Here is a 17,328-nt window from a genome sequence, read left to right as displayed (position 1 = left end):
AGTTGAACCATGACAGAACCCATATCCACGCTGTTTACATCCGAGTCTGTAACCGAGGGGCACCCCGACAAGGTGGCCGACGCCATATCAGACAGTATCCTTGATGCCATCATGGCTGAAGATAAAAACTGCAGGGTTGCCTGCGAGACCCTGGTAACCACCGGCCTTGCCATGATTGCAGGCGAGATCACCACAGACTGCTATGTGGACATTCCGGAAATCGTTCGCCAGACCATCAAAGAGATTGGCTACCACTCTTCCACCATGGGGTTTGACTGGCAGACCTGCTCGGTGGTCACAAGCATTGACCACCAGTCCCCGGACATTGCCCAGGGAGTGAATGAGGGTGCGGGCAAAGAGCAGGGGGCTGGAGACCAGGGCCTGATGTTCGGCTTTGCAACCGACGAGACCCCTGAACTCATGCCCATGCCTGTAAGTTACGCCCATAAACTGACCCAGCGACTCGCAAGGGTGAGAAAAAATGGGTCCCTGGATTTTCTGAGACCCGACGGAAAATCCCAGGTAACCATCGAGTATGTGAACGGGCATCCCAAACGGGTGGACACCATCGTGGTCTCGGCCCAGCACAAGCCAGATATTACCCATGAGGCCCTCAAGGACGCCATCATCACTGAGGTGATCCGAAAGGTGATCCCGGCCGAGATGATGGACGGAGACACAAAATTTTTCATCAACCCCACCGGTAAGTTTGTCATTGGCGGCCCCATGGGAGATTGCGGCCTCACTGGCAGAAAGATCATTGTTGACACCTACGGCGGACAGGGAAGCCACGGCGGCGGCTGTTTCTCAGGCAAGGATCCCTCCAAGGTGGATAGAAGTGCTTCATACATGGGACGTTACATTGCCAAAAACCTCGTTGCCGCAGGCCTTGCCAATAAATGTGAAATCCAGATGGCCTATGCCATTGGCGTGGCAGAACCAGTCTCCCTTCTTGTGGACTTCATGGGAACCGGCAACATCTCGGAAAAAAGGGCCGTTGAAATTGTTCGGGAGGTTTTTGAACTCAAACCTGCAGGGATTATCCGGACCCTGGATCTGAAGCGCCCCATCTACAGAAAAACAGCTGCCTACGGCCATTTCGGAAGAAATGATCCCGATTTCACCTGGGAAAGAACCGACAAGGTAGAAGAGATCAGAGAACGAGCAGGCTTATAACGCCTGTTTAACTTTAAGGAGTATATACATGACAGCAAACCCAACCAGGGTAATGCCCCTGGACCCAAATCTTAACTATAAGGTCAAAGACATTGCCCTTGCCATGGATGGCCACAAGGACATGCAGCTCTCGGAAAAAGAGATGCCCGGGCTGATGGCCCTCAGGAAAAAATACGGACAGGAAAAACCCCTCAAGGGGTTCAAGATCATGGGAAGTCTCCACATGACCATACAGACGGCCATGCTCATTGACACCCTTTACGAATTGGGTGCAGACCTGAGATGGGCCACCTGTAACATCTTCTCCACCCAGGACCATGCAGCGGCTGCCATTGCCGACAAGGGATCTGCGGCTGTTTTTGCCTGGAAGGGTGAATCCCTTGAAGATTTCTGGTGGTGCACGGAGCAGGCCCTGACCTGGCCAGACGGAACCGGTCCTGATCTGATCGTGGACGACGGCGGTGACGCCACCCTATATGTCCACCAGGGTTTCAGGGTGGAAGCGACCCCTTCCCTTTTGGACAATATTTCAGGCAGTGCAGACGAGATTGCCCTGATGAACCGGCTTAAACAGGGTTATAAAGAGAACCCCACTAAGTGGACCGGGATTGCCAAAAAAATTCGGGGGGTTTCAGAAGAGACCACCACCGGGGTTCACAGACTCTATCACCTTGCGACCAAAAAAGAGCTGCTTTTTCCGGCCATCAACGTGAACGATTCAGTGACCAAATCAAAGTTTGACAACCTCTACGGCTGCAGGGAATCCCTGGCAGACGGCATCAAGCGAGCCACAGATGTGATGCTGGCCGGTAAGGTGGTTGTGGTTGCAGGTTATGGCGATGTGGGCAAGGGTTGCGCCGCCTCAATGAAGGGATACGGTGCCAGGATTATCATCACCGAAATCGACCCCATCTGCGCCCTCCAGGCTGCAATGGAAGGGTTCCAGGTCATGACCATGGAAGAGGCTGCCCCCCAGGGAGACATCTTTGTAACCGCCACGGGTAACTACCAGGTCATCCGGGCCGAGCACATGGAAAAGATGAGAAACGAGGCCATCCTCTGCAACATCGGCCACTTTGACAACGAGATTGAGATGGCTTTTTTTGAGAAAAACCCGGCCAACACCAAGACCGTTATCAAACCCCAGGTGGACAAGTGGACCCTAGCGTCTGGTAAATCCATCATCGTTTTAGCCGAAGGACGGCTTGTGAACCTTGGATGTGCAACCGGCCACCCAAGCTTTGTCATGAGCAACAGCTTCACCAACCAGACCCTGGCCCAGATCAAGCTTGCCAAGGAAGACCTTGAAAACAAGGTGTACATCCTGCCCAAGGAACTCGACGAGGAGGTGGCCCGCCTTCACCTGGACATCCTCGGGGTTAAGGTGACAAAGCTCTCCCAGGAGCAGGCTGACTACATTGGCGTGCCAGTGAACGGGCCGTTCAAACCGGATCACTACCGGTACTAAACGGCATGGCAACAACAAAGCATGAAACTTGAATGTTCGACAGCAGAGGCGACCGGGGGGAGGTTTTGCCCGTAGCGGATTAAACGGCAGCGGTCAGCATGGACGCTGAAGGAGCTGCCGTTTCCCTCGGAGCAGCCCAGGACAGGCTGCGAGACTGAGCGGAGGACAATACCTTCCTTCGGTTGCCGGAATGATACGAGTTTCATTTTATTTCGTTTAGGGGGACAGATTTACATCTGTCCCCCTAAATGTGTTTATGGGGTCGGTTGCCGAGCTTGTGCATGTGCTCATGCTGGTGGACGCTGACCTCGTCATCCGTTAGTATTTTACCGTTTTCCATTGAAAAAACCCGGTCTGTCACGGAAGTAAGAAAGTTGAACTCATGGGAAATAACCACATGGGCAATATCAAGGCTGTTTAAAATTTTGACAAGGGTCGCTTTGACCTGGTTGTCAAGGCCGGCAGTGGGTTCATCAAGAAGCAGCACCCGGGGTTCCATGGCAAGCACCGCAGCAAGTGCCACCAGGCGCTTCTGACCGCCGGAAAGCCTGTGGGTAATAGCTGTTTCAAGGTCGGCAATCCCAAGGTCGGAAAGTATCTTTTGTGCCCTTAGCCGGGCCTTGTCCGGTGAAAGCCCGAGGTTAAGGGGGCCAAAGGCCACATCGTCCACCACCGTGGGACAGAACAGCTGGTCATCAGCATCCTGGAACAGGAGCCCGATCTTTGAACGGACCGCCTGGAATTCGTGTTCAGTTGATACCTGCCTGCCAAAGATTTCAATCGTTCCCGCATCAGGACGGCAGAGTCCCATGATCGTATGAAACAGGGTCGTTTTTCCACTGCCGTTGGGTGCTATCAGGCCGATGCGATCCCTGGCGTAGACCTCAAGATCAAGGGCGTCAAGAATTCTGACTGTTGAACCGGGATAGGAAAATGAAATCTTTTCAAGCTTGATGACGGGTTTCTTTATAATTTCCACAGATTTATTTCCACATGGTTTCCATCACAACGAGGGCCAGGGTCGCCACTGAAACACCCGCCATGAAAAATGGGTTGAGCCTGTTTTCAACCGGGGTGTCAAGGGTAAGAAATTTACCGCTGAAGCCCCGGCAAAGCATGGCCTTATGGACCCGTTCGGCCCGTAAGGACGCCCGGACAAAGAGCATGCCCGCAATATAGGCGTAGGTTTTGTAGGAATGAAGGTTTGTCCCTGGGATAAATCCCCGTAGTCGTGCGGCACGGACAAGCCGCAGATACTCCCCATGGATTACGCTAATGTAGCGGTAGGTCATGAGCAACAGAAACACCATTTTGTCAGGAATTTTGAGCCGGTGAAGTGCCTGTCCCAGGGTTGCAACGGTCATGGTCGCCAGCAATGCAATAAACACCAGCAGAATGGCGACAGACTTGATGGAAATCCTGAGGCAAAGTGCCAGGCCTGGACGGGTGATGGTGAGGGGGCCAAGATGGGCAAAGGCCTCCCCCTCAAACGTGAATGGCAGAATAACCCAGATCATCAGGACAAAGAGAAGCATGGGTTTGAGACGCTTAACGACCGCTTTGGGTTCCAGGGAGGCCAGCCATACCAGGGTCAGGGCGAAGAAGAAATAGAGTCCAAGCACGCCAAATCCGTTGGAAAGGGCCAGGGCAAAGGAAACCACAAAGGCTGATATCACCCTGACACAGGGATCGAGCCTGTGGATAAAAGAATCACCCAGGGCAAGTTCCTCGTCAATCATCCTTTCTCCTTTTTGTTCGCCGCCGGATTAACCGGCCATGGACCTTTGACCCCAAAAAAGCCAGAGCAAAAATAATACCGATCCCTGCAAAAATCCGGACAAAGGACGGGCCCTGTTCAAGTTCCTCCTTCTTGGCCATGGCCCGGGCATGATTTTTTTCTGAATCACCTGGGTCCATGGCTACTTGGATTTCCTTTAAGGCCAACGTCCAGGAGGCCTGGTGGCCCATGGAGGCATCAAGCTTTACAACCAGGTCAGAACTGACGCCAGACGGAATCGTAAAGGAAAAGTTTCCCTGGTCGTCTGTGATTCCGGTTGTTATGACGGTCCCAGCCTTGTCTTCCACCTTGATTTTGCCCTTGTTCACCCTGCGATCACCAAAGCTGCTTTCGGTATAAACCTTCCCCTTTTCGGCCCAGGCAAATACATACACCTTGTGGGCAAGGGCCAGGTTACTCCAGCCCAGTACAAGCAGAAGAACCAACAGGCAGATCGGCCCGATTCCCCGGAAAAAAAAGGTTTCAGACCGGTTTTTTAAAGTTTTACGATTCAAGTAACCCTCCTTTTTTGGGGCAGAATTTCAGGGTAAACCCTTTGCAGAAAGGTCACTATGAATCCTGTAATTACCCCTTCAATGATCATCACCGGAAGATTGGCCGTAATGATAAGCAGGGAAACCTCGAAAAAACTCTTTTCCGTAAAATAAAGGGCCAGGCCCAGCAACAGGCAGGATAAGAGCACGGACCCTGCGCCTGCAAGAAAAGAGGCAACAATCACCGTCCGTTTTCCCCTGTTTAGAAATGGAGAAAACAGGTAATAGCAAACAATGGCAGGGGTTGCCATGATCACGGCGTTACACCCAAGGGCTGTGATGCCGCCATACTGGAAAAAAACAGCCTGGAGAAAAAGGGCCACAACAATGGCGGGAAAGGCGGCCCATCCCAACAGCAGACCTACAACACCGTTAAGGATAAGGTGAACACTCGAAGGTCCCAGATTGACATGGATAAGGGAGGCCACAAAAAAGGCCGATGCAAGAATTGCCACATGGACGATTTTGTCATAGTCGATTTTTTTCAATCCCACTGCAGTCCCGGCAAAAGCAAGAACCCCGCCCGCAATGAGCAATTGACCAGATAAAACGCCCTCTGAAATATGCATTCTACTCCCCTGCCTGCCATTTTTGAAATTCAACCCACAACACGGCCCCCAGTTCTATATCCTTTTTTTCGCCATTATGCACCTTCTTTTTGTCTGAGGTGTTGAGTGCGGCAAACCCCCACCACCCGTCTGCGGGAACGCTATAGGCAAACACCCCGTTTGAATCAGCCTTGATCGTCTGGGTCACCATGTAGTCGGACGGGGCTTTGGCTTTCCCGGTCCGGTTGTAGTACTCGACTTCGACTTCAGCATGGGGAACGATCTTGCCGTCGAGGAGCACCACACCCTGGAATAAATTTCCGCCATAAAGCCCGTAAGGTTTAGACATGGGTACAATTTCAGTTTTAAGACCCACCGGTTCATCCCAGCCGTCCTCGCCGCCAAAGGCTGCAACAACCGTTTTTGTGTAGTGAACGATAAAGCAATCCTCGGACGGCTCCCAATAGGGCTCAGGGATCATGCAAAAAACATAGGCGCCGGGGCGTTTGATATTGTAGCTGGCGGTAAACGCTTCATGGTCCATGACCTTTGCAGGCATGAGGGTCGGCAGAAGGTCCTCTTTTTGACCATCCTTGACAACAAAAAAAGATGCTGGCTTTACAAGGGTCATCCCGTTTAATTCAAACGGATGGGAAAAGGACAAATCAAGGGTGACGGATTTGTCTTCCCCCTGCATCACCATGCTGTCCGATGGAATGACCATGCCAAAATGGGCAAATGCGCTACCTGCCATTGCCAACAGGCAAAAACTTGTTAATAGTTCAATTTTTTTAAACCCAGCGAGTTTTGCAAAAAAAGATCCCATTTTTCCTCCATACATAAAAAATAAAAAAACCACAAAGGATTGCGGGCCAAAGACAGATGACCGTTACATTGCAACCTTCGTGGTTTAAGTTAAAAGCAAATACAAATTGTTGTTTTACGCATCCGTTTCAGGCAGTGGCCTGGCCAAGCTTCTGCCTGGAATTGGGTTTATCCTTATACGCTCGTTAAGCGGGTGTCAATCATTTTTTATACCATACTCCAGCCTCGTTTTTCAGGTATTCTCCTTTCTGGGCCTGGCCTGCAATCTGGAGCGCCCTTCTTTTTCCCACGGTTTGAACATCAACACCCTGCTGGGCTGAAATGGCTGAATATACCGCCTTTCGGTCCTTGTTCTCGTCTGCAACCACATCCTTATTAGCGTGGTTGGCCGTGACAAACTCAAGAAACCCATCGGCATTTTCCCCAATTACCCCCTGGATCTTCATTTCAACAATCACGGGCAGGCGCTGCTTCATCCGATCTTTGATCTCGTTTGCAAAACCTGCCTGGGCAGCGACCAACAGGACCAGCAACATAAGAATTGCAAAAAAAGCTGTTTTTCTTGTCTTCATCTTTTCCCCCTGCTATTTTTTTATCTGACTCTCGGTTTTATCAATATCATCAAAAAAATTGTCCAAGGCCCTGTCCACCTTAACATTGACGTCAATGGTTATATGGATGGGCTTAATCTCCACCGGCGCCAGCTGCACCTCATGGCTTGTGCTGCACCCGGATGCCAGAAGAGATGCCATGACCATGGCCAGTATGGTTATTTGAATCTTCATCTGCGCGTTCTCCTTTGATTGTTGCCTCTTAAAATAGTTGTCACAGCCACACTGAAAAGTAAATACCCAGGATGTTTTTGCAGTCATCCCAATGATGGAAAAAAACGAACAGGAGACAAATGGGATAGCACCCTATTTTTTACCCCTGGGTCTGCCCTGTTTGGACGATTTTCCTGGGCGGAATTTAGATTCGGTTTTTTGGCCAGGTTTTTGGCTTGGTTTTGCCCCGATTTTCGAGCCGGGTTTGGATCGGATTTTTAAACCGGGTTTGCTGCTCTTCTTGGAGGCGTTTCTTTTACTGACAATCTCTTTTAAACCTTTGTCTGCCCGTTGTTCACTTATCGGGCTGTCCGGGCGCAGCAGAACAAAACTTGGAACCGCACTGTCCACGGTATACCCTTTGACTGTTTCCACGGGGATCTTTTGCTCAAGAAGGCTCTCAACAGATTTCAGAAAAACTTTTTCCTCCTTGGAGACCAGTGAGACGGCAACGCCCTGGATCCCGGCACGGCCTGTACGGCCGATACGATGCACATAATCTTCGGCAACAGACGGCATATCGTAATTGACCACATGGGGCAGGCCTGTGATATCAAGTCCCCTTGCCGCCACATCCGTTGCCACAAGGATGCGGATTTCACCGTTCTTGAACTCCTGGAGGGTGCGGGTTCTAAAGGACTGGCTCTTGTTGCCATGGAGGGCCGCGGCGGAAATTTTAACCTGGGCAAGCCGTTCAGCAAGCTTGTTTGCCCCGTGCTTTGTGCGGGTAAAGACCAGGACCTGACGCCAGTCGCTCCGGGTGATTAAATGAATGAGAAGTTCGCGCTTGTTGGATTTTTCCACCAGGTGAACCTTCTGGACGATGGATTCCGCAACCGTGGTGTTGGGCGTCACCTCAATCTGTTCGGGAGTCTTAAGCATTTTGTCGGCAAGATCCCTGATCTGCCGGGTATAGGTGGCGGAAAAAAGCATGGTTCTACGATCCTGGGGAACCAGTTCAAGGATCTGGGAGATTTCATCACTAAACCCGAGATCCAGCATTCTGTCAGCCTCATCAAACACCAGAAACTCTATTTTTGAGAGCTTTACATCCCGATTAAAGGCGGCAAGATCGAGCAGTCTGCCAGGGGTTGCCACAAGGATATCAACCCCCCTTTTAAGCCGGTCAATCTGGGGGTTGACATTAACACCCCCATAAACCACGGTACAACGAAGGGAGACCCGCCGGGCATAGGCCTTGATGCTTTCACCCACCTGGAGGGCAAGTTCCCTTGTGGGGGTGAGCACCAGGGCACGGGGATGGCGCCTGTGGGCCTTGCCCCGTGCCAGTATCTCAACGATGGGAAGGGCAAAGGCATCTGTTTTTCCGGTTCCGGTCTGGGCCCTGGCCAGGATGTCTTGTCCGTTTAAAATCGCCGGAATAACCCGGATCTGAATGGGGGTAGGCTCAATGTAACCCTTTGTTTTAACCGCTTTGATCAGTTCAGCCCTGAGGCCAAGTTCTTCAAATGACATGTGGTATCCTGATTGTGAAAGCAGACCTGCACAACTGGTCTGTATATAACCGGCATGGCCGGAGCAAGATATGGCTCTTGGCCACAACGACCGATGAAATGCCTCTGTTAGCAATGCTTTTGTAACATTTCATAAAAAATAAAAATTAAACAATGAGTATACCACGGTTTTGGGTCTCTAAACCAATTATTTCTTATGGCTGCCAACTTTCCTGTTTTTTTTAACGGCTGTATTCATTTTTAAGTTGCCACAATCACCTCGGCCCGTCTATACATATACATTAAAAATGCCCCTGATTGAGATTACCCCCTCAACTTTCATACCCATGGGTATTGGGTATAAGGATGCTAACCATGTTTTCCATATCTGAAATCATCGCCCTTGCCGTCGAGATTGAGAAAAATGCAGAAGAGACCTATCGAAGGGCCATGGACCAATCCAGGAACCCGGAGGTAAAGGCCTTGCTCCTTTGGATGGCCAACGAGGAAAAAGACCATGCCACCTGGTTTAACACCCTTAAGGACGAGATTGACAAGCATCAAGATTTGCCGTCGGATAAAACCATGGAAATGGATGGTGATTTTATTGGAGACCTCATGGAAAAACAGTCCTTTTTCCTTGGAGACACAGACCTTACCATCATTAAAGACAAGAACAAACTCAATGAAATATTTATTGAATTTGAAAATGACACGATCTTGTTTTATGAGATGATTAAAACCTTTATCACCCATGCCCCGACCATTAAACACCTGGAAAAAATAATCGAAGAGGAAAACACCCACATCAAACAGCTGGACAAGATTTCTCACCTGGATTGACCCTGAAAATTCCCTGTTGTCACCCTCAAATGGTTCTGGTAGAATACCGCCCCATGAAAACACAAATCCCCATAAAAACACAAAAACTGATCCTTGCCTCACAATCCCCCCGGAGAAAGTACCTGCTTGAACAGGCAGGAATTTCCTTTGATATCTTTCCCGCAGACATTAAAGAAGAAATAATAGATGGGGAAAAACCAGAATCCTATGTCAGGCGTCTGTCAAGGGAAAAGGCTGAATTCATCGCAGACAGTCACCCCATGGAGTGGATACTCGGCGCTGACACCGTTGTTGTCATAGACGACAGCCTCCTTGAAAAACCCAGCTCAAAAACCCAGGCCGTTGCCATGCTTAAGCGACTGAGCAACCGAACCCATACCGTATACACGGGGTTCACCCTCTGCTGTCTAAATGAAGATATTACCATTACCAGAACCGTGGCAACACAGGTGACGTTCAAACGGCTCACCGACCTCGAAATCGGATGGTATGCAAACACAAACGAGCCATTTGACAAGGCGGGGGCCTATGCCATCCAGGGGCTTGGTACCTTTCTGGTAAAAAGCATCAACGGCTCCTATACCAATGTTGTCGGTCTTCCCGTATGTGAGGTGATCGAAATTCTTCTGGCCCAGGGGGTCATTACCCTGTCTGAAATGGGAAATAACAATGAATGAAATAACAAATAGACTCAAGGCTATCCGCAACGCAATCAAAGATGCTGCCCAATCGGCCGGCCGTAACCCAGATGAGATTCTCCTTGTGGGTGTCAGCAAACGTCAGAGTGCCGCAAAAGCCATGGCAGCAGTCCATGCAGGCGTCACCATTCTCGGGGAAAACTATATCCAGGAAGCCGTGGAGAAAATAGAAACCCTGAAGGACCTGGAAGCTTCCTGGCACTTCATCGGCCACCTCCAGACCAACAAGGCACGTTTTGCCGTACAGCACTTTGACTTGATCCATACGGTGGACTCAATAAAGCTTGCCCGGGAAATCGACAAACAGGCGCAAAAGATCAAAAAAATCCAGAAGATCCTGATTCAAATCAACATCAGTCAGGAATCTTCCAAATCCGGTGCCCGGGCAGACGATGCCCTGGCCCTTGTTCGAGGGGTATCACTGTTGAAAAACGTTGCCATAACCGGATTAATGGGCATGCCCCCGTTTTTTGACGATCCAGAACAGGCCCGGCCGTTTTTCAGGGAATTAGCCCAGATACGATCAAAAATAGAAGATGCAAAAATCCCCAATGTCCTTATGGATCATCTGTCCATGGGAATGAGCGGTGACTTCAAGGCTGCGATTGAAGAGGGATCCACCATGGTGAGAATCGGAACAGCTATTTTCGGGGCGAGATCGTGAAGGTTCTCCTGCACTGTTGCTGTGGTCCCTGCACCATCTACCCCCTTGAACAGCTGAAACAAGAGGGCATGACAGTGATGGGGTTCTTCTATCGCCACAACATCCATCCGTTTACCGAATGTATGCGACGCCAGGAGACCCTGGAAGCCTATGCCGAATCCCAGGATCTGAAAGTGATTATCCAGCAGGGGTATGCCCTTGAACGTTTCCTGAGGGCCGTTGCCTTCCGTGAGTCAGACCGGTGCCGGTTCTGCTACCATGACCGCCTCAGGGCAACGGCAAAAATCGCCAAAAAGGGAAAATTTGACGGTTTTACCACCACCCTGCTCTACAGCAAGTTCCAGAACCACAGACTTATCTGTGAAACCGCAGAGGCCGTTGCAAAGGAAGAGGGAATTTCCTTTGTCTACCGGGACTTCCGGGAGGGCTGGAAGCAGGGAATAGAACAGTCCAAGCAGCTTGGAATGTACCGCCAGCAGTACTGTGGCTGTATCTACAGTGAGAGGGATCGTTTCTTCAACGACTGAGATTCTCCATATACCATTCAGCTGCAAGGTCAAGGCCCTGGGCCACTGAAAATTGAGGATCATACCCGAGCAGATTTTTTGCCCGTGAAATATCGGCAAGGGAATGGCGCACGTCCCCTGGTCTGAAATCCCTGTACACCGGCTGAACCCCGGCTATGTTCGGATATCGTTCCATCACCCTGTCCCGGATCATGGAAAAGAGCTGGTTCAGGGTGGTACGTTCGCCAAAGGCAACGTTATAGACCCGGTTTACAGCATCTTCGTCCGGGGCAAGGGCGGCAAGGAGGTTTGCCTGGACCGTGTTGTCAATATAACAAAAATCCCGGCTGGTCTCTCCGTCCCCGTTGATGAAGACCTCTTCTTCCTTGATCAAAGATGCAAACCAGAGGGGAATGACCGCTGCATAGGCCCCCCTGGGGTCCTGGCGTCGTCCAAATACATTGAAATACCTGAGCCCAACGGTTTTGAACCCGTAGGTTGAGGCAAACACATCGGCATAAAGCTCGTTCACGTATTTGGTAACGGCATAGGGAGAAAGGGGTTTGCCGATCTCATCTTCCCGTTTGGGAAGTCCAGGATGATCCCCGTAGGTTGAGCTGGAGGCGGCATAGACAAACCGCCTTACCTTGGCGTTTCGTGCCGCCACAAGCATGTTCAGAAAACCGGTGATATTGTTGGCGTTTGTGGTTAGGGGATCTTCCACAGACCTGGGAACAGAGCCCAGGGCTGCCTGGTGGAGGACATAATCCTGGTTAACACAGGCAGATTCACAGGTTGAAGGGTCACAGATATCACCTTTGATAAACGAGAATCGCTGCCACTGCCCGGGGGTGACCGTTGCCTCAACCGCATCAAGGTTATGCTGAAACCCTGTTGAAAAATTATCCAGACCCGTGACCTGCTGGTCAAGTTTCAAAAGGGTCTCCACAAGGTTTGAGCCGATAAAACCTGCGGCTCCGGTGACAAGCCATTGGCCCTTGACGGAGTTCAATTGTTGTTTGATTTGTTCAATTTGCATGGATTTTCCTGTAAATGGGGAAATATTTAAAATATTTCCCCTAATGAATCAAAGCCGCCAGAAATTGACATTGCTTTTTCTTACCTCGTTCATATCCACCATGGATTTAACGTCAATGAGGCAGCCGTCAACCCCAAGGGTTTGGGTGAAATCGGACAATTTTTTAAGCCTGTAGGCCCTGTGGGGAACGGCAATGATCAACGCGCCAAGGTCGGCAAGCTCCTCCCAGGCGCATAGCCGTATATTGTAATAGGCCATGGCTTCGTCCGGGTCTGCCATGGGTTCATGCACCAGCACCTCTGCCCCATAGGATTCAAGTTCCTGGACGATATCAACCACCCTTGTGTTCCTCAAATCAGGGCAATCCTCCTTAAAGGTGAGCCCGAGTACCCCGACCTTACCGCCCTTGATCTTTCTGCCGGCATTGATCATCATCTTTATGGTTTTTTCGACAACAAATCTTCCCATGTTATCGTTGATTCTTCGGCCTGCCAGAATCACCTCTGGATGATACCCCTCGGACTGTGCCTTAAAGGTCAGGTAATAGGGGTCAACACCAATGCAGTGGCCACCCACAAGCCCCGGTGAAAAGGGAAGAAAATTCCATTTGGAACCGGCCGCTTCAAGAACATTTTTTGTATCAATGTTGAGACGATCGAAAATAAGCGCAAGCTCATTCATCAGGGCGATGTTTAAATCCCGCTGGGTGTTTTCAATCACCTTGGCAGCCTCGGCTTCTTTGATGGTCATGGTTCTATGCACCCCGGCATGGATAATGGACTCGTAGAGAGAGGCGACCTGCTCCAGGGTAGCCTGATCATCGCCAGACACCACCTTGGTGATTCGTGTAAGGGTGTGCTCCTTGTCGCCGGGATTGATTCGTTCTGGCGAATAGCCCACATGGAAATCTTTTTTCCAGGTGTACCCGGACTCCCTTTCCAGGATGGGAACACAGATTTCTTCTGTCACCCCCGGATAAACCGTTGATTCATAAATGACAACGGCCCCTTTTTTCATGTATCGTCCCGCTGTCACGGACGAACTCTCCACAGGGCTGAGATCCGGCCGCCTTGCCTTGTCTATGGGGGTGGGAACGGCAACGATAATAAAGTCGGCATCCTTGATCATGGCAGGGTCGGAGGTTGCCGTAAAATAAACGGCTCGTTTAAATTCCTCAACAGAGACTTCACCCGTGGGGTCTTTCATGCGACTGCAGTTTTCCACAATTCGCTGTTTCAAGTCAAGACCGACCGTGGTGTACCTGGTGCCAAAATGGATGGCCAGGGGCAGCCCCACATACCCGAGACCAATCACTGCAATTTTCACATTACTATCTGTCATTGGAGATCCTTTGAATAATATCAGCAATTCTTTCCGAGGCCCTGCCGTCCCAAAACCGGGGACGCTGGCCAATTTTCCAGTCATTGTTCATGATCCGTTCAAATGAGTCAAGAATCTTTTGTCTGGACACCCCCATGAGGGCGTTGGTTCCCTCGGTAACGGTGATAGGCCGCTCGGTGTTTTCCCGAATGGTCAGGCAGGGGATGCCCAGGGCGGTGGTCTCCTCCTGGAGTCCGCCGCTATCGGTAAGGACCATCCTTGCATCCTTCCAGAGATTTAAAAACGCCATATAGGAGAGCGGATCCACAAGCCGTATGTTTTCCGACGGTACAATATTCCACGATTCCATGTTCTTTCTTGTTCGTGGATGGATGGGAAAAATCAATGGAAGGGTTTCAGCCACAGTTGAAAGGGTTTCCATGATCGACACAAGGGTTGCTTGATCATCCACGTTGGACGGGCGATGCAGGGTTACTACTCCGTAGGCCGGATGTTCCTGTTTAAATTCATTTCCAATAAAACCTTCCCTGCCCATGATTTCCAACTTTTCAAGCTGGTAGAAGAGGTTGTCGATCATCACATGACCGACAAAATGAATGGTGTTTTTATCCTTGCCCTCGTTGAGCAAATTTTCCAAGCCCTTGTCTTCAGTCACAAAGAAAATATCTGAAATGGCATCCGTCACCATGCGGTTGATCTCTTCGGGCATCCCAAGATCAAAGCTTCTCAATCCGGCCTCCACATGGGCCACCTGGATGTTCATCTTTTTGGCAACAATGGAACAGGCAAGGGTGGAATTTACATCGCCGACCACGATGACAAGGTCTGGTCTTTCCTGGGTGCAGATTTCTTCAAAACCGATCATAATTTTAGCAGTCTGCTGGGCATGGGACCCCCCACCCGCACCCAGATGATAATCGGGTTTGCGGATGCCAAGTTCCTGAAAAAAAACATCACTCATATTGTGATCATAATGCTGACCTGTATGGACAATCTTGTAATCAAGGTCATGGTGCGGGTCAAAGGCCCTTGCCATGGGAGCAATTTTCATAAAATTGGGTCTGGCACCTGCAATTAAAAATATTTTCATGGACACTCTCTCTAAGGTTTGAATTGGCTGTTCAGGATTGATTATGACTCTTTTTTCTTGATGCCCCGGATCATGTTCACCATGATCTTGTCGGCCCGGTTAAGCCGGCCGGCCAGAACTTCAAACAGATGCTTTGCCACTTCAGGGTATTTTTCGATGATCTCAAGGAGCTTATCCCCTGGAAAACGCTTGATCACTGACCTTCCCTTGGACACAATGGATGCGGACCTGGGTTCGCCTGTGATGGCTGCCATCTCTCCAAAATATTCGTTGGGCTGGGTGATCTCGGCAATTTTCTTGCCGCCTTTGACCACATGGACAGCCCCCTGCACAAGCTTGAAAAAATCAATATCCGTGTTTCCCTCCCGGATGATGACATCCTTGTCCTCGTATCGTTCCACATCGGGATTGACAAGATAGGCCGGCAGAGCTTCTTTGGTAATGGTGGTTTTCTTTAAAACCTCCTCAAGGGAGGTCTCCCCCTGGCGAACTTTGACAAGTCCCGCATCCCGCAGGGTTTTCATTCCCTCCTGAATGGCAAGCTTTCTCAATTGATCCTCAGGAACCGCCGCATTGATGGCTTTTGACACCTCATCGGTCACCTCCATAAGCTCATAAAGGCCAACCCTGCCTTTATACCCTGTTCCATTACAATTGGCGCACCCCTTGGGCCCATAAAATTTCAGATCAGGAATCTCGGCCTTGGAAAAACCGTAAAGTTCAAGGTCGGTTGGGTCATAACCCGTAACAACCTGCTTGCACTGGGGGCAGAGCCGCCGGGCAAGACGCTGGGAAAGGACCATGGAAACTGACGAGGCAAGCATATAGGGCGGTATACCAATATCCACGAGCCGGCCGATGGTCGACGGACAATCGTTGGTATGGAGGGTAGAAAACACAAGATGGCCCGTCATGGCCGCCTTGATGGCAATCTCGGCGGTGTTTATATCCCGAATCTCTCCAACCATTATGATATCAGGATCCTGGCGCAGAAAGGATTTCAAGGCCGCAGCAAAGGTCATTCCCACATCGTCCTTAACCGGCACCTGGTTGATTCCCCTGAAATTAAACTCAACGGGGTCCTCGGCCGTCAGGATTTTGGTGTCCTCCCTGTTGAGTCGGTTAAGGATCGAATAAAGGGTAGTGGTTTTCCCGCTGCCGGTGGGGCCGGTTACAAGCAACAGCCCATAGGGTTGGGAAATGCAGCGTTTGATCCCTTCAAAGGTATCAGCCTCAAACCCAAGCTTTGAAAGATCCACGTTCAGGGCGCTCTGGTCAAGGATACGCATGACCACGCTTTCACCAAAAAGGGTGGGAAGGGTGGAAACCCGGAAATCAACAGACTTGTTTTTGGCAAATCTGAGCTTGATTCTGCCGTCCTGGGGCACCCTTCGTTCGGCAATGTCGAGCTCGGCCAGGATTTTGAGTCTTGAAATAACGGCATTTTTAATGGTCAAAGGAAGATTCATGGCCTTGTAAAGGGAGCCGTCCAGCCGGTATCTTACCTGGAGGGAACGTTCAAAGGGCTCAATGTGAATATCACTCACACCGTCGTTGATGGCCTTGATCAATATACCGTTGACCAACTTTATGATGGGTGCATCCGATGCCCTGAACTCATCGTAATCACTGACATTGTCATCGGGCTCGATCTCAAGCTCACCTGCAGCCTCGGACACAAGGGATCCAAAATCTTCCACCGAGGTGACCGGCTCATCATCCTCTTTTTCATCGTCAAAATGGATGAATTCCCGGTACTGCTCTTCACTGATTTTATAAAAATCCCGGTAGGCCTGGATTACATCGTTTTCCGTTGATACTGAAATCTTCAGGGTTTTACCCACCTCCTGCTGAAGCTCCTCAACAGCTGTGGTGTCTGTGGGTTCGGTCATGGTGACTACAAGCTCTTCCCCTTTCATGCCCAGGGGAAAAACCATGTATCGTTTGGCAATGTCAAAGGGCAAAAGTTTTAAAATCTTCGGATCCGGCTTGATATCCGCGAGCCTCACCACGGGGTAATTATAAATCCGACCAAGCACATTGATGATGGTCTCAGGATCGATAAAACCCATGGTCAGAAGAACGCTCGAAAGTCTTGTCCCGGTTTTTTTATGCTGGGAAAGGGCACTCTGGAACTGGTTGCTGGTGATCTGCCCCTCTTTTGAAAGAAGTTCACCAATGCGGACCTTACCGGCCCCTGACTGATCCTTGATCGTTTTGGTCAAGGCCGTTGACCTGGAAGGTTGGCCTGTGCTTTTCATGGTTTACAAGGCTCCCGGGGCATCAAAGCCCTGTCGATTTCTAACCTCTGTTGTCATAAATCTTTTTCCCACCCCCATAGACCAGAAGAAACCCAAGCACGTAAAAACAGAATTTGACGACGCCCGGTGCCTGGGCAAACAGGGTAATGGTTTCAACCTTTGGCATCACCTGTGGAATCCTGTAAAATACGCCCAACCCGGCCATGACAAGAAGGGCTCCCCATACCAGTTGAATTTTTCGTCGTTCCATCCTATCTTCA

At 50.3% G+C, this 17,328-nt stretch carries 19 protein-coding genes; 6 read left to right on the top strand and 13 right to left on the bottom strand.

The genetic code is table 11. The features are described 5' to 3' along the window. Nucleotides 1-9: 9 nt before the first annotated feature. Together metK and ahcY are read left to right on the top strand one after the other, a co-directional pair. Entirely contained in the window at nt 10-1,176 is a 1,167-nt protein-coding gene (metK, locus tag HRM2_RS11545) for a methionine adenosyltransferase (protein WP_015904188.1), read from the top strand. Between the two features lie 28 nt (nt 1,177-1,204). Then, nucleotides 1,205-2,644: an adenosylhomocysteinase gene (ahcY, locus tag HRM2_RS11540; RefSeq protein ID WP_015904187.1), complete on the top strand. Its 1,440-nt coding sequence runs from the start codon at nt 1,205-1,207 to the stop codon at nt 2,642-2,644. 244 nt (nt 2,645-2,888) lie between these two features. Here ahcY and HRM2_RS11535 read toward each other — a convergent pair whose 3' ends face one another. The 8 genes from HRM2_RS11535 to HRM2_RS11500 form a co-directional block, all read right to left on the bottom strand. Beyond that, entirely contained in the window at nt 2,889-3,623 is a 735-nt protein-coding gene (locus tag HRM2_RS11535) for an energy-coupling factor ABC transporter ATP-binding protein (RefSeq protein ID WP_015904186.1), read from the bottom strand. Nucleotides 3,624-3,627: 4 nt separating this feature from the next. Further along, nucleotides 3,628-4,383 carry a cobalt ECF transporter T component CbiQ gene (gene cbiQ, locus HRM2_RS11530; RefSeq protein ID WP_015904185.1) on the bottom strand — a complete coding sequence of 252 codons (756 nt, stop codon included), beginning with the start codon at nt 4,381-4,383 and terminating at the stop codon, nt 3,628-3,630. Continuing rightward, the gene (locus HRM2_RS25200; RefSeq protein WP_015904184.1) at nt 4,376-4,936 is read right to left on the bottom strand and encodes a hypothetical protein; all 561 of its coding nucleotides are present in this window, start codon (nt 4,934-4,936) and stop codon (nt 4,376-4,378) included. The genes cbiQ and HRM2_RS25200 overlap by 8 nt, the downstream gene beginning before the upstream one ends. After that, nucleotides 4,933-5,544 carry a cobalt transporter CbiM gene (gene cbiM / locus HRM2_RS11520; RefSeq protein WP_015904183.1) on the bottom strand — a complete coding sequence of 204 codons (612 nt, stop codon included), beginning with the start codon at nt 5,542-5,544 and terminating at the stop codon, nt 4,933-4,935. Before cbiM ends, HRM2_RS25200 begins: the two co-directional genes overlap by 4 nt. A 1-nt stretch (nt 5,545) precedes the next feature. Beyond that, nucleotides 5,546-6,349, bottom strand: a complete 804-nt coding sequence (locus HRM2_RS11515; protein ID WP_015904182.1) for a DUF4198 domain-containing protein — start codon at nt 6,347-6,349, stop codon at nt 5,546-5,548. A gap of 199 nt (nt 6,350-6,548) precedes the next feature. Further along, a complete protein-coding gene (locus HRM2_RS11510; protein WP_015904181.1) occupies nt 6,549-6,920 on the bottom strand; it encodes a YdbL family protein in 372 nt (123 codons plus the stop codon). Between the two features lie 12 nt (nt 6,921-6,932). Beyond that, entirely contained in the window at nt 6,933-7,133 is a 201-nt protein-coding gene (locus tag HRM2_RS11505; RefSeq protein ID WP_041273222.1) for a YnbE family lipoprotein, read from the bottom strand. A gap of 132 nt (nt 7,134-7,265) precedes the next feature. After that, entirely contained in the window at nt 7,266-8,648 is a 1,383-nt protein-coding gene (locus HRM2_RS11500) for a DEAD/DEAH box helicase (RefSeq protein ID WP_015904179.1), read from the bottom strand. A 353-nt stretch (nt 8,649-9,001) separates the two neighbouring features. On the opposite strand from HRM2_RS11500, the gene HRM2_RS11495 reads away from it, so the two are divergent. Genes HRM2_RS11495 through HRM2_RS11480 form a run of 4 tightly spaced genes read left to right on the top strand, consistent with a single transcriptional unit; the run spans nt 9,002 to nt 11,358 of the window. Beyond that, a complete protein-coding gene (locus HRM2_RS11495; RefSeq protein ID WP_041273221.1) occupies nt 9,002-9,469 on the top strand; it encodes a ferritin-like domain-containing protein in 468 nt (155 codons plus the stop codon). A gap of 53 nt (nt 9,470-9,522) precedes the next feature. Beyond that, nucleotides 9,523-10,146 (top strand): Maf family protein, encoded by a 624-nt coding sequence (locus tag HRM2_RS11490; RefSeq protein WP_041273899.1) that lies wholly within the window; start codon nt 9,523-9,525, stop codon nt 10,144-10,146. Next, on the top strand, nt 10,139-10,831 hold the full coding sequence (locus HRM2_RS11485) for a YggS family pyridoxal phosphate-dependent enzyme (protein ID WP_015904176.1): 693 nt from the start codon (nt 10,139-10,141) through the stop codon (nt 10,829-10,831). Before HRM2_RS11490 ends, HRM2_RS11485 begins: the two co-directional genes overlap by 8 nt. Then, complete coding sequence (locus HRM2_RS11480) at nt 10,828-11,358, top strand: epoxyqueuosine reductase QueH (protein WP_015904175.1); 531 nt, start codon at nt 10,828-10,830, stop codon at nt 11,356-11,358. Before HRM2_RS11485 ends, HRM2_RS11480 begins: the two co-directional genes overlap by 4 nt. On the opposite strand, the gene HRM2_RS11475 is transcribed toward HRM2_RS11480, so the two are convergent. From HRM2_RS11475 to HRM2_RS11455, 5 genes are read right to left on the bottom strand one after another with little or no spacing between them, the layout of a single operon-like run. Continuing rightward, nucleotides 11,348-12,376, bottom strand: coding sequence for an SDR family oxidoreductase (locus tag HRM2_RS11475; RefSeq protein WP_015904174.1), 1,029 nt, complete (start codon nt 12,374-12,376; stop codon nt 11,348-11,350). The genes HRM2_RS11480 and HRM2_RS11475 overlap by 11 nt on opposite strands. A gap of 48 nt (nt 12,377-12,424) precedes the next feature. Continuing rightward, on the bottom strand, nt 12,425-13,717 hold the full coding sequence (locus HRM2_RS11470; RefSeq protein WP_015904173.1) for a nucleotide sugar dehydrogenase: 1,293 nt from the start codon (nt 13,715-13,717) through the stop codon (nt 12,425-12,427). Then, nucleotides 13,707-14,807 (bottom strand): non-hydrolyzing UDP-N-acetylglucosamine 2-epimerase, encoded by a 1,101-nt coding sequence (gene wecB, locus HRM2_RS11465; RefSeq protein WP_015904172.1) that lies wholly within the window; start codon nt 14,805-14,807, stop codon nt 13,707-13,709. Before wecB ends, HRM2_RS11470 begins: the two co-directional genes overlap by 11 nt. 41 nt (nt 14,808-14,848) lie before the next feature. Beyond that, nucleotides 14,849-17,068 (bottom strand): type IV-A pilus assembly ATPase PilB, encoded by a 2,220-nt coding sequence (gene pilB / locus HRM2_RS11460; RefSeq protein ID WP_015904171.1) that lies wholly within the window; start codon nt 17,066-17,068, stop codon nt 14,849-14,851. Nucleotides 17,069-17,108: 40 nt separating this feature from the next. Continuing rightward, on the bottom strand, nt 17,109-17,318 hold the full coding sequence (locus HRM2_RS11455) for a hypothetical protein (protein ID WP_041273220.1): 210 nt from the start codon (nt 17,316-17,318) through the stop codon (nt 17,109-17,111). Nucleotides 17,319-17,328: the final 10 nt, after the last annotated feature.

The organism is Desulforapulum autotrophicum HRM2 (assembly GCF_000020365.1).
Taxonomy (GTDB): Bacteria; Desulfobacterota; Desulfobacteria; order Desulfobacterales; family Desulfobacteraceae; genus Desulforapulum; species Desulforapulum autotrophicum.
Note: the sequence above shows the minus strand (reverse complement) of the source record. Positions and strands in the feature narration are given on the sequence as shown.

Coding starts and splice junctions, on each gene's coding strand:
- metK (WP_015904188.1), top strand. CDS start 10: ATGACAGAACCCATATCCACGCTGTTTACATCCGAGTCTGTAACCGAG.
- ahcY (WP_015904187.1), top strand. CDS start 1,205: ATGACAGCAAACCCAACCAGGGTAATGCCCCTGGACCCAAATCTTAAC.
- cbiQ (WP_015904185.1), bottom strand. CDS start 4,383: ATGATTGACGAGGAACTTGCCCTGGGTGATTCTTTTATCCACAGGCTC.
- cbiM (WP_015904183.1), bottom strand. CDS start 5,544: ATGCATATTTCAGAGGGCGTTTTATCTGGTCAATTGCTCATTGCGGGC.
- HRM2_RS11515 (WP_015904182.1), bottom strand. CDS start 6,349: ATGGGATCTTTTTTTGCAAAACTCGCTGGGTTTAAAAAAATTGAACTA.
- HRM2_RS11510 (WP_015904181.1), bottom strand. CDS start 6,920: ATGAAGACAAGAAAAACAGCTTTTTTTGCAATTCTTATGTTGCTGGTC.
- HRM2_RS11505 (WP_041273222.1), bottom strand. CDS start 7,133: ATGAAGATTCAAATAACCATACTGGCCATGGTCATGGCATCTCTTCTG.
- HRM2_RS11500 (WP_015904179.1), bottom strand. CDS start 8,648: ATGTCATTTGAAGAACTTGGCCTCAGGGCTGAACTGATCAAAGCGGTT.
- HRM2_RS11495 (WP_041273221.1), top strand. CDS start 9,002: ATGTTTTCCATATCTGAAATCATCGCCCTTGCCGTCGAGATTGAGAAA.
- HRM2_RS11490 (WP_041273899.1), top strand. CDS start 9,523: ATGAAAACACAAATCCCCATAAAAACACAAAAACTGATCCTTGCCTCA.
- HRM2_RS11485 (WP_015904176.1), top strand. CDS start 10,139: ATGAATGAAATAACAAATAGACTCAAGGCTATCCGCAACGCAATCAAA.
- HRM2_RS11475 (WP_015904174.1), bottom strand. CDS start 12,376: ATGCAAATTGAACAAATCAAACAACAATTGAACTCCGTCAAGGGCCAA.
- HRM2_RS11470 (WP_015904173.1), bottom strand. CDS start 13,717: ATGACAGATAGTAATGTGAAAATTGCAGTGATTGGTCTCGGGTATGTG.
- wecB (WP_015904172.1), bottom strand. CDS start 14,807: ATGAAAATATTTTTAATTGCAGGTGCCAGACCCAATTTTATGAAAATT.
- pilB (WP_015904171.1), bottom strand. CDS start 17,068: ATGAAAAGCACAGGCCAACCTTCCAGGTCAACGGCCTTGACCAAAACG.
- HRM2_RS11455 (WP_041273220.1), bottom strand. CDS start 17,318: ATGGAACGACGAAAAATTCAACTGGTATGGGGAGCCCTTCTTGTCATG.